The sequence below is a fragment of the Gordonia sp. (in: high G+C Gram-positive bacteria) genome (assembly GCF_020438995.1).
Classification (GTDB): Bacteria; Actinomycetota; Actinomycetes; order Mycobacteriales; family Mycobacteriaceae; genus Gordonia.
Map to the genome: position 1 here is coordinate 1 of NZ_JAGQTN010000060.1, position 1,838 is coordinate 1,838.

Genomic DNA, 1,838 nt, shown 5'->3' on the forward strand with positions numbered 1-1,838 from the left:
CGCCGCTCGGCGGCCTGGCCGAACGCCTCCCCAAGCGGCTCATGGCCAAGCCGCGCCCGTCCGTCGGGGGTTCCGCCGGCCACGGTCAGCCCCGCGCGCTCGGCACATCGTCGACGTCCGACGACGATCACCACCACTGAGCAGCGCGCGGCGCCGGGCCGGTGATCGCCGGCCCGGCGGCCGTACCTGTCAGGGTTGCGGCGAACCTTCGGCGGCAACGCGATCCAGCGCACGCCGCAGCATGTCGACATAGGCGTCGGCGTCGACGATATCCGGTGACGTGATGACCGAGATCGCCACCACCGGTCCTATCCCGATCACGCCGTGTCCGAGCCCCATGTACTCGGTGAGGTAGGGAAAACCCGCGGCAAACCGGATCCGGCCACCGGCCAGCGCGCCATCAAGCCGGCCACCTGTCATCGGAAGGTCGGCCGATTCCGCGTTTACCGACGTCACGACCGTGACGCCGGTGACCGTATCCGAGGTCGCGCGCGTTTCGAGCCGCCGGAGGCCCCAGCGCGCCAAGAACGCCGGGAGCGCCGATTCTGCCCGTGCCCCGGCAACCATCACCGGAGTGCGTATTGCCACCCGCTGCTGTATCGCGGTCAACTCCCCTGCGATCCTCGCCATGCGTTCCCCCACGGCATCGGTCTCCGGATACAGATCGATCGGGAGATTGCCGTAGTTGTTGTGCGAGCCCGGACACGGCGGTAGCCCGACCGGCACCGCAGCTGTCCGTCGGTGTGCTGGGCCGAGCAACTCATCAAGGGCATACGAGATTGCGGTCAGCGTTACGGCGGTGACACTGGGGCCGGTTGGTAACGCCCCACGGTCGAGCACGATCACGCGTAGCGTTCGCCCCGGGCCGGGCGATCGGTTGAGCTCGGTGAGTGGGACACCCATGGCCCACGGCCCACCGGCCATCGGGACACCGGTCACCCGACCGCGCCGCACGGCTTTCCGGCATTCCGCGAGCCATCGCAGACCCAGCCAAGCCGTCACAGCCACCGATACCGGCAAGCGCACCATTCCGGCAGCGGCCAAGCGCCATCGCATCAACTGCATCCGACCGGAGTCGGGACCGGTACGTCGCGTCGGAGCGTCCTGCGTCGGCTCACCGAACATCCCCAGGCAGATCGCCGCGGTACCACGCCCATCTGCCAAGGTGTGACTGATCTGCAAAGCCAGCACGATCGCCGCGCCGTCCTCGTCCGCACAACCTCGCGGCGCGCCGGCGATCGGGCCGAAAACATGTATCCGCCATGGACACTCGGTTGGGTCGAGTTGGTCACCGGCCAACTCGCCAATCCTGTCCAGGCTTTCCTGCCATGTTCGCACCGGATGCACGGCGAACGCGTCGGGCCCGATGTCCGAACGCACCCAGTGCGGCCAGTCGAGGTCGCCGGGCACATTCAGGACCCTCAGACACAGATCATCGATCCTCCGCGCCCGCTCCCGTAACTCACTGAGTACCGCATCCATGAACACCGAGGCATCGGGTGCGTCGAAACACAGATCGGGTGCGTCGAAACACAGGATGGTGAAAATGTCGCTGTGTTGCGTAGCCGAAGACCAGTACATGGCCGCGTCCACCGTCGACATCCTCTGCACCGGCGGACGGTACCACACCATACACAAACGGGCATACACCCGAAATCAGAGCGTAAACCGCAAGCACGCGGTCTATAGACGGCTCGGACCGACAGCAGATACCCGATCCAGCGCGCGACGCAGCATCTCGACGTAGGCGTCGACGTCGACGATCTCCGGCGACGTCGTGACCGAGATCGCGACCGCCGAGCCGATGCCGTGCACACCGTGGGTGAGCCCCTGACACG

Annotated in this window: 1 protein-coding gene; it reads right to left on the reverse strand. The window is 67.0% G+C overall.

Annotated features, from left to right (window positions below; translation table 11 throughout):
* Positions 1-189 precede the first annotated feature (189 nt).
* On the reverse strand, positions 190-1,602 hold the full coding sequence (locus KDB67_RS05080; RefSeq protein WP_291013183.1) for a wax ester/triacylglycerol synthase domain-containing protein: 1,413 nt from the start codon (positions 1,600-1,602) through the stop codon (positions 190-192).
* Between the last annotated feature and the right edge of the window lie 236 nt (positions 1,603-1,838).